At 32.4% G+C, this 9,290-nt stretch carries 10 protein-coding genes; 6 read left to right on the top strand and 4 right to left on the bottom strand.

From position 1 onward, the window contains the following. Window positions 1-52 precede the first annotated feature (52 nt). From C0512_RS01880 to C0512_RS01895, 4 genes are all read left to right on the top strand, one after another. Complete coding sequence (locus C0512_RS01880) at window positions 53-625, top strand: hypothetical protein (protein ID WP_290858442.1); 573 nt, start codon at window positions 53-55, stop codon at window positions 623-625. A 91-nt stretch (window positions 626-716) separates the two neighbouring features. Further along, window positions 717-1,055, top strand: coding sequence for a T9SS type A sorting domain-containing protein (locus C0512_RS01885; RefSeq protein ID WP_290858443.1), 339 nt, complete (start codon window positions 717-719; stop codon window positions 1,053-1,055). A 104-nt stretch (window positions 1,056-1,159) separates the two neighbouring features. Then, entirely contained in the window at window positions 1,160-2,869 is a 1,710-nt protein-coding gene (locus C0512_RS01890) for a T9SS type A sorting domain-containing protein (RefSeq protein ID WP_290858445.1), read from the top strand. 71 nt (window positions 2,870-2,940) lie between these two features. Beyond that, entirely contained in the window at window positions 2,941-3,921 is a 981-nt protein-coding gene (locus tag C0512_RS01895; protein ID WP_290858447.1) for an acyl transferase, read from the top strand. Here C0512_RS01895 and tyrS read toward each other — a convergent pair. Continuing rightward, window positions 3,914-5,224, bottom strand: coding sequence for a tyrosine--tRNA ligase (gene tyrS / locus C0512_RS01900; protein ID WP_290858449.1), 1,311 nt, complete (start codon window positions 5,222-5,224; stop codon window positions 3,914-3,916). The genes C0512_RS01895 and tyrS overlap by 8 nt on opposite strands. A 141-nt stretch (window positions 5,225-5,365) precedes the next feature. Here tyrS and C0512_RS01905 point away from each other — a divergent pair, with 141 nt between their 5' ends. Beyond that, window positions 5,366-6,361 (top strand): NAD-dependent epimerase/dehydratase family protein, encoded by a 996-nt coding sequence (locus C0512_RS01905; RefSeq protein ID WP_290858450.1) that lies wholly within the window; start codon window positions 5,366-5,368, stop codon window positions 6,359-6,361. On the opposite strand, the gene C0512_RS01910 is transcribed toward C0512_RS01905, so the two are convergent. From C0512_RS01910 to C0512_RS01920, 3 genes are read right to left on the bottom strand one after another with little or no spacing between them, the layout of a single operon-like run. Further along, window positions 6,342-6,791 carry a DUF4296 domain-containing protein gene (locus C0512_RS01910; protein ID WP_290858452.1) on the bottom strand — a complete coding sequence of 150 codons (450 nt, stop codon included), beginning with the start codon at window positions 6,789-6,791 and terminating at the stop codon, window positions 6,342-6,344. The two genes, C0512_RS01905 and C0512_RS01910, sit on opposite strands and share 20 nt — an antisense overlap. A 3-nt stretch (window positions 6,792-6,794) precedes the next feature. Next, on the bottom strand, window positions 6,795-8,132 hold the full coding sequence (locus C0512_RS01915; RefSeq protein ID WP_290858453.1) for a dihydroorotase: 1,338 nt from the start codon (window positions 8,130-8,132) through the stop codon (window positions 6,795-6,797). 13 nt (window positions 8,133-8,145) lie between these two features. Further along, entirely contained in the window at window positions 8,146-8,871 is a 726-nt protein-coding gene (locus tag C0512_RS01920) for a polyprenol monophosphomannose synthase (RefSeq protein ID WP_290858455.1), read from the bottom strand. 109 nt (window positions 8,872-8,980) lie between these two features. On the opposite strand from C0512_RS01920, the gene C0512_RS01925 reads away from it, so the two are divergent. Then, window positions 8,981-9,290, top strand: a 310-nt coding sequence (locus C0512_RS01925; protein ID WP_290858456.1) for a DUF4271 domain-containing protein, incomplete at its 3' end; no start/stop codon positions are given.

Raw genomic sequence — 9,290 nt, forward strand, 5'->3', positions numbered from 1 at the left:
AAAGAGCTTAATCTACTAAGATTAGGCTCTTTTTTTCAAATTTAAAATGAAAATGAAATTTATTTATTCGCTTTTTATTCTTGTGCTTTTTTATTCTTGTCAAAAAGAACCGAAAAAGATTTTGGCTTCCGATTATTTGAATGAAGAACAAGTTGAGTCGTTCAAATATGAAATCATACGTTACACCGACAAATTGGCAAAAAAGGCCACACACGAAACAAAATTTGATCATCAATTTGATTCAATCTATCAGGCAAAAGCTAAAAGTGCCGAATTATATCATTATTTTATTGATGAAAAATCAAATGAAATATATTTTGCCATTGCACGAATTGCTCCAAGTTTAAAGGTAAAAAAAGTAGTTACCGTAGGCAAACTATCAAAAGATACCAACGGAAAAATAACTTCCTACGAAGAAACTTTCAGAACTTGGAAAATGGAGATTCCCGAGTTAAAAACAAAAAGTAAATTCCTTTTTGAAAAGTATATTGCAGGTGAAGATTTAACACCCTATTACACCGAAAATGCAAAAGGTGAATTTTACATTGAATTCCCGGACTCAAATACCTATTATGATAAGAATAAAAGAAAATGGGTTTCAAAAGGCATAACAACTATTGAATAATAGTACTCGTTTTAGCAATATTTATATGTCAAAAAAAATTTGGTATGGTAATTGAAATATTTTATTATCTTTGTTATACCAAATCATTGAAATGAAAAAAAATTACATCTATACTCTTTTAACGGTTTTGTTCTTCACCCTGACAGTTTCTGCTCAGGATGGTAAGTCGCAACAACCTAATAAACCTCAGGAAACTACCATTGAGGGGTTAAGTTTTTACCCTAACCCGGTAAGTAACGGAAAAGTTTATATTACTTCTAAATCAACTTTGGATAAAGAAGTAATTATTTTTGACATTTTAGGAAAAATTGTATTACAAAGCACAATTACATCCAAAGAATTAAACGTTTCTTCACTTTCGCCCGGCGTTTATATGATTAAAATCAAAGAAGGAGACGCAACAGCCACAAGAAAACTGATTATTAAATAGTTAGGTTTTCAATACTTTCACTACGTTTTTACAATTTTTTAATAAGGTTATGTTTTGTAACTTATTTATTGTTACTATCTTTGTGCAATAAATTTTATACAAAAATGAAAAAACTTTACACTTTATTATTTTTAGCAATAACTGGTTTTGGTTTTGCTCAAACTTTTTACTCTGAAAACATGGGAACCCCTAGTGGTACTACTGCTATTGCAGCAAATGTTTTCCAAAACACTGCACCAATTGTTTATTCAGGAGATGGAGATGTTAGAGCAACTGCAGTTTCTAATGGTTACATTGGAGCTTCAGGAGCTGGAAATGTATTTTTGACAGGAACTGCTGGAAAATTTTTTAGAATTGATGGGTTAAATACAGCTGCTTACAGTAGTGCAAACCTTCAATTGAAATTTGGTTATTTAACGAATTCTACTGCTACACAATTACTTGTTGAACAAAGTATTGACAACGGAACGACCTGGACACCAATCACTTTTACTCAAAATGCAAACACTTCTTGGAATTTAGTTACCATTACCGGTGGTATTCAATCTTCTGCTACATTAAGCTTAAAATTCACTCAACCGGCAACCGCTCAAATGAGAATTGACGATGTTAGTTTAACTAATTTTTCGGCTTCTTGTACACTTGTTTTAGGTGCTGACTCAACTTTATGTAATGCGTCAACTTTAGCATTGGATACTTATAATGCAACCATTCCTTTCACAGGGGCTGGAAATGCAACTTATACTGTCGAAACTACTAGTGGAACAGTTGGGGGAGATAATCCATCAAGTGTTGCAGAAGGTAACATTGTAATTGAAGGAATTGCAGAAGGAACAAACATTACTGTAACGGTAACTGGTGGAACTTGTAATTTTTCAAGAGATATTTTTTCTGCAGAATGTAAACCTGTAAATGCTCTTCCACATGGAGATAGTTTTGATTATGCTGTTGATACTAATCTTGGATCAACTCAAAAATGGACAAATGTTAACTCTGGTGACAACGTATTAGTTGTGGCTGGAAGTTTAAACTACACAGGTATAAATTCTGTTGGTAATTCAGTTTCATTTTCCGGTTCAGGAATTGATCCTTATACTCCTTTTACATCAACTACTTCGGGAGCTATCTATACTGGATTCTTAATGAGTGTAACAGATTATTCAAATGTAACAAATGATTTAGTTGAAACAGCTTTTGCAGTTGTTACAGATGATATCAGAGGTTTTAAAGCTAGAATCTTTATTAAAAAGAATGGTGCTCAATTCCAATTAGGTTGTACATCAGCTACAGCGGCAACACCAACTATTTATGGAGCTACACTATATAATGTAGGTGATGTAGTTTATGTAGTTGTAGGATATGATTTTACTGCTAACGAACTTAAATTATGGTTAAACCCAACAGTTGCAGGTTTCACAGCAGCTACTCCAGCTACAATTGTTGAAACTCCAGCTACAGCATTTGCTAATTTAGGTGGTTTCATTTTAAGACAAGATGGAGCAACAAGCACACCAACCATGAAAATAGATGAACTTAGAGTTGCTACTTCAATTGGTGGATTATTAAGTGTAAAATCAAATGCTATTTCAGGTTTAAAAGTATATCCTAATCCTGTTTCAAATGGTGTTTTATATATCTCAACAGAAGCTAATACGGAAAGAACAGTACAAATTTTTGACTTATTAGGTAAACAAGTATTAAACATTACAACTTCAAATGAAGAGGTAAATGTTTCAACTCTAAATACCGGTCTTTATGTTGTAAAAATCACTGAAGGTGGAAATACAGCTACTAGAAAATTAGTTATCAAATAAGTAACTTTTTCAAAATATTAAAAAGCATCAACGAAAGTTGGTGCTTTTTTTATTGCTATTTTTGCAACGAAATGAATCCTTACCCCGACATATTTTCCATTGGAAGTCAAAAAGAATTTGAGAAAATAACACTCAAAGTTTTTCGACATCAATATGAACACAATCAAGTATACCAAGATTTTTGTTCCCTTTTAAAAAAAGACAAAACCAATGTAAAATCATTGGAAGAAATCCCTTTTCTTCCAATCCAGTTTTTTAAAAGCCATGCCGTTTTGAGTTCATCAAAACCCATTCAGGAAACATTTACCAGTAGCGGTACTAGTGGAATGATTTCAAGCAAACACTTGGTTACCGACTTGAGTTTATACGAACAAAGTTTTCGAAAAGCATTTTCTCAATTCTACGGAAACAGTGAAGATTATGTTATATTGGCTCTTCTTCCTTCCTATTTAGAACGAGAAGGCTCTTCTTTAATTTATATGGTAAATGATTTGATAGAAAGCTCAAATCATCCCAAAAGTGGGTTTTACCTCCACAATTATGATGAATTAGTTCAGCAATTAATTAAAATTGATTCTTCAGGTCAAAATGTACTTTTAATTGGCGTGACCTATGCACTTTTGGATGTAGTTGAAAAACAAACTTTTCAATTAAAAAACACCATTATTATGGAAACAGGTGGTATGAAAGGCAAACGAAAAGAAATCATCCGTGAAGAATTACACGAAATTTTAGCCAATGGTTTTGGTGTTTCAGCTATTCATTCTGAATATGGTATGACTGAATTATTATCACAAGCCTATTCCTTGGGAAATGGCATTTTTGAATGTCCTCCATGGATGCAAATCCTCATTCGAGATACAGAAGATGCTCTGACTTGTGTTGACTTTGGAAAAACCGGCGGTATAAATGTGATTGATTTAGCCAATATCAATTCTTGTTCGTTTATTGCCACACAAGATTTGGGTAAAAAAAATCCCAATCATTCGTTTGAAGTATTGGGACGTTTTGATTCCAGCGATATTCGGGGTTGTAATTTGATGGTTATATAAACCGCAAAATAAAATACGTTTTCTTCCCACGTTGCAATAGCACAAATTCGTCGTTAATTAAGTCATTTTTAGTAATTAAAAATTCTTCTGTAACTTTTTCACGATTTACAGAAATAGAATTTTCTTTTAATGCTCTTCTCGCTTCCCCGTTAGAAGACATAAATCCGGATTTACCGGCTAATGCCTCAACAATTGTCAATCCGTTTTCTAAATCAGTTTTAGAAATTTCAGCCTGAGCAATTCCGTCAAAAACATCTAAAAATGTTTGGTTATCCAATTGTTTTAACTCTTCCGATGTGGAATTTCCAAATAAAATATTGGATGCTTTCACCGCTTTTTCAAGTTCATCTCTGGAATGAACCAAAACTGTGATTTCTTCTGCTAATCGCTTTTGCAACAAACGTAAATGGGGTTCTTGCTGATGTTTTTCAATCAATTCTTCTATTGTTTCTTTCTCTAAAAAAGTAAAGATTTTTATATATTTTTCAGCATCCGCATCAGTTGAATTAAACCAAAATTGATAAAATTTATACGGCGATGTTTTATCAGCGGTTAACCAAACGTTTCCTCCTTCTGATTTACCAAATTTGGACCCGTCTGCTTTTGTAATTAATGGAGTCGTTAAGGCAAAAGCTTTTGCTCCTTCTTCAGAAGAATTTACATTCATTCTTCTAACTAATTCCGTCCCGGTGGTAATATTTCCCCATTGGTCTGAACCTCCCATTTGCAACAAACAATTGTAATGTTTATGTAAATAATAGAAATCATATCCCTGAATTAACTGATAAGTAAATTCTGTAAAGGACATTCCTTCCCCGACCTCTCCACTCAATCTTTTCTTAACAGAATCTTTAGCCATCATATAGTTTACTGTGATACGTTTCCCAATATCACGAGCAAATTCAATAAAGGTAAAGTCTTTCATCCAATCATAATTATTGACTAAAACGGGAGCATTGGCTTCTGTTGAATTAAAATCCAAAAAACGCGATAATACTTTTTTTATTCCTTCAACATTTTTAGTTAAGGTTGCTTCATCTAATAAATTTCTTTCGTCTGATTTACCCGAAGGATCACCAATCATTCCTGTTGCACCGCCAACTAATGCAATTGGTTTGTGTCCAAAATTTTTCAAATGAATCAACAAGATGATTTGCACCATACTGCCAATATGCAAGGAATCGGCTGTTGGATCAAATCCTATATAGGCAGTCGTAGATTCTTTTAATAATTGTTCTTCTGTTCCCGGCATCATATCGTGAAACAATCCTCTCCAGCGAAATTCTTCTACTAAATTTTTCATGCGTATATTTTATTGATTTTTATAGTTGACAAGGAATTGCTTATTTTCTTATTAGCAATTTTATCAAAAAATAATTTTGGCAAAGATAGTTTTAATTCGATAATTTGAAAATGTAGAACGGAAACAATTATATTTGTTTTTATGAATCTAGTTACAGGTGGAACCGGTTTAGTGGGAGCACACTTATTGCTCCAATTATTAGAAAAAGGCGAAAAAGTTCGGGCTTTATTTCGTTCTGAAAAGAGCATTCAAAAAACAAAATCGCTTTTTATTCAATTTAAACAATCTGAACTTTTCGAACAAATAGAATGGATTAAAGGAGATATTATTGACATTCCTACGTTAGAACCTGCATTTAAAAATGTTGTACATGTTTACCATTGTGCTGCCTTAATTTCCTTTGATTCAGCAGATGAAAAACTATTGCGTAAAATAAACATAGAAGGAACGGCAAATGTTGTGAATTGTGCGTTAGCTTTTGGTGTAGAAAAATTTTGCTACGTCAGTTCCATCGCTGCTTTAGGTGATTTAACAGAAAAGAAAGTTATAATTACGGAAGAAACTGAATGGAATCCTGAAAAACCGCATAGTGATTATGCTATTTCTAAGTACGGAGCTGAAATGGAGATTTGGAGAGCAGAACAAGAAGGGTTAAAATGTGTTGTTATAAATCCGGGAGTAATTTTAGGCTCCGGTTTTTGGAATTCCGGCAGTGGGGAAATCTTTACGAAAGTGAGTAAAGGAATTCCGTTTTACACCAAAGGCTCAACCGGATTTGTAGCAGTTGAAGATGTTGTAACGGTCATGTATCAATTAATGAAAAGTGATGTTTCCGGAGAACGATTTACATTAATTTCAGAAAATGTAAACTTTGAAAAATTGGTTTGTTGGATTGCTAAAGAATTGCATGTAAAAAGACCTTCCTTTTATGCAAAACCATGGATGACTGAAATTGGATGGCGATTGGATTGGTTTATTTCAACATTCTTATTTCAAAAAAGAACACTATCTAAATCATCCGCTAAATCTTTACATTCAACTGATTTAATTTCGAATGAAAAAATAAAAAAGGCTATCCAATTTGAATTTCAACCCATTCAGGAATACATTATAAAAATTAGTCCTTATTTTTTCTAAGTTCTTTATTTTTTAAAAATCCCTCTTTTATTTTAGTTTGAGCAGTATCTTTTTGTGTAGAAAGTGGTTCTTCTATTTTTCCGGCTTTTAAAACTGTACTATCAGCAATCTTTTTTTCTTCTTCCAGTCGTTTTTCAACTCGTTCATACATTCTTTTATAACGCTTTAAATCATAAGCATAATAAATATTGTTTTGAGCAAATTGCAAACTGTCAATTTTGTATTTCTTATAGATATACGTGTAGGGATCTATTTTATTTTCTTCCAACAAAATAGAATTATTTGATCGGATTGCATCCAACAAACTTAAATCATAGAAAATAGAAACCATGGTTTCTTCCTCTATCAGTTTTTCAGGAACTTTTACTTTTTCTTTCTGACAAGCAAAGAAAAAGAAACTAAAAAAAAACAAAGCGTGTTTTATTTTCATACTCTATCGATTAAAAAGGAGTCGCTTACCGGCTTTAGCTTCGTTTACTTTTGCATTTTGATACACCAATTGACCATTGACAAAAGTATGTGTAATTCTTGATTTGAATGTGGTTCCTTCTAAAGGAGACCAACCACATTTATACAATATATTTTCCTTTTTTACACTCCATGGCATGGCAGGATTTACTAGTACCAAATCAGCATAAAAACCTTCTTTTATAAAACCTCTTTTTTCTATTTTGAAAATCTTAGCCGGATTATGAGCCATTTTTTCAACTATTTTTTCAATCGAAATTTTTCCCTGATGAAAAGCCTCAAACATGGCTACTACTGCATGCTGAACTAGTGGACCTCCGGAAGGTGCTTTGGTATAGGATTGTTTTTTTTCTTCTAAAGTATGTGGTGCGTGATCTGTTGCTATAACATCTATACGATCATCCAACAAGGCTTCCCATAAAGCTGCCCTATCAGCTTCTGTTTTAATGGCAGGATTCCATTTTATTAAATTTCCTTTTGTTTCATAATCTGCATTGGTAAACCACAAATGATGGATACAAACTTCAGCGGTGATTTGTTTCTCCTCTAATGGAATTTTATTGGTAAATAAATCCATTTCTTTCGCGGTAGAAAGATGAAAAACATGCAATCTTGCTCCTGTTTTCTTTGCTAATGCTATTGCTTTGGAAGAAGACAAATAACACGCTTCCTCGCTACGTATCAAATGGTGAAACTTGACCGGAATATCGTCTCCATATTGCTCTTTATACTTGGCTAAATTATTTTTAATGGTGGTTTCATCTTCGCAATGCACCGCAATCAGCATTTTTGTAGAGGAAAATATTTTTTCTAAAACATCTTCATTATCTACTAACATATTTCCGGTAGAAGAGCCTAAAAAAAGTTTAACTCCGGCCACATTTTTTGGATTGGTTTTTAAAATTTCATCCAAATTATCGTTAGTTCCGCCCATCATAAAAGAATAATTAGCATGGGAAGTCTCTGATGCTATTTGATATTTTTGTTCTAATAATTCTTGAGTAACCGCATTCGGAACAGTATTAGGCTGTTCAATAAAAGAGGTAATTCCTCCTGCAACAGCTGCTCTTGATTCTGAACCAATATCACCTTTATGAGTTAGTCCTGGCTCGCGAAAATGAACTTGATCATCAATTGCCCCGGGTATAAGGTAATTTCCTTCTGCATCAATTACTTTATAGTCAGTTTTAGCACTAATACTATCTGAAATTTCAATAATTAATTCGTCTTCAATGAGTAAATCTCCTTCAAAAATTTTACCTTCATTGACAATTTTAGCGTTTTTTATTAAAATCCTTTTCATTTTTTCTTTTCAATTATAATCGGTTAAACAGTTTTTTTATTCGTAAAGAAATTACACCAAAAACTGCTTCTTTAATAATTCCATTGCTCATTTTTGATTGTCCCATTGTTCTGTCTGTAAAAATAATGGGAACTTCAACAATTTTAAATCCTTTGCAAAAAGCACGGTATTTCATTTCTATTTGAAATGCATAACCCACAAATTTAATTTTATCCAAATCTATATTTTGAAGCACTTCTTTTTTGTAGCAAATAAATCCGGCTGTAGCATCATGAATTTTCATTCCGGTAATAACATCAACATAAACCGAGGCAAAATAAGAAAGTAAAACACGACTCAAAGGCCAGTTGACAACGTTTACCCCACGAATATAACGAGAACCAATTGCCATATCCGCCTCTCCAACGAAACAGGCTTCGTGCAATTTTTCTAAATCTGACGGATTATGAGAAAAATCAGCATCCATTTCAAAAATGTATTCGTACTGTTGTTGTAATGCCCATTTAAATCCAAGCACATAAGCGGTGCCTAATCCTGCTTTTTTGGTTCCAACTTTTAAGAAAAGTTGATTGGGAAATTCGTTTTGAAGTTCCTTAACTTTTTCAAATGTTTTATCGGGAGAATTATCGTCTACAATGAGAATATGAAATTTTTTATTCAGTGCAAATACAGCCCGAATAATACTTTCTACATTTTCAATTTCATTGTAGGTTGGAATTATAACTAATCCGTTATTCATAAATACCACAAAATTTCAAAGCAAATGTAAACTTTTTATAAATGATGATTCATAATAATATTATAATAAAGTGAGTGACATAAAAAAATAGTAATTTTACACCGAAATTATGGAGTATATACTAGAACAAAGAGTGATTGAAAATAAAGATTGGGCAACCATTTTGTTTGTCTTATGCTTTATTTTAATTGCTGTCACAAAGACTTTTTTTGAGGCTCGTTTTAATGAGTTTTTGAAATTACTTGTGACGGATAAATACACCAAAATATATAAAGATCCGTCTTTTATGCTTAGTTGGTTTACCATTAGTTTATTTATTGTCCAACTGATTTCTTTTGCTTTTTTTATTTTAATTTTACTGAATCACTTTGATTTAGCCTCTAAAACAGATTGGATTAAATATATTCAGATTATTACTT

The organism is Flavobacterium sp., assembly GCF_013822155.1.
Taxonomy (GTDB): Bacteria; Bacteroidota; Bacteroidia; order Flavobacteriales; family Flavobacteriaceae; genus Flavobacterium.

What these genes read in the sequence shown, in the direction of transcription:
- C0512_RS01915 (WP_290858453.1), bottom strand. Translation starts at nt 8,132, where the DNA reads ATGAAAAGGATTTTAATAAAAAACGCTAAAATTGTCAATGAAGGTAAA.
- C0512_RS01910 (WP_290858452.1), bottom strand. Translation starts at nt 6,791, where the DNA reads ATGAAAATAAAACACGCTTTGTTTTTTTTTAGTTTCTTTTTCTTTGCT.
- C0512_RS01880 (WP_290858442.1), top strand. Translation starts at nt 53, where the DNA reads ATGAAATTTATTTATTCGCTTTTTATTCTTGTGCTTTTTTATTCTTGT.
- C0512_RS01895 (WP_290858447.1), top strand. Translation starts at nt 2,941, where the DNA reads ATGAATCCTTACCCCGACATATTTTCCATTGGAAGTCAAAAAGAATTT.
- C0512_RS01905 (WP_290858450.1), top strand. Translation starts at nt 5,366, where the DNA reads ATGAATCTAGTTACAGGTGGAACCGGTTTAGTGGGAGCACACTTATTG.
- tyrS (WP_290858449.1), bottom strand. Translation starts at nt 5,224, where the DNA reads ATGAAAAATTTAGTAGAAGAATTTCGCTGGAGAGGATTGTTTCACGAT.
- C0512_RS01885 (WP_290858443.1), top strand. Translation starts at nt 717, where the DNA reads ATGAAAAAAAATTACATCTATACTCTTTTAACGGTTTTGTTCTTCACC.
- C0512_RS01920 (WP_290858455.1), bottom strand. Translation starts at nt 8,871, where the DNA reads ATGAATAACGGATTAGTTATAATTCCAACCTACAATGAAATTGAAAAT.
- C0512_RS01890 (WP_290858445.1), top strand. Translation starts at nt 1,160, where the DNA reads ATGAAAAAACTTTACACTTTATTATTTTTAGCAATAACTGGTTTTGGT.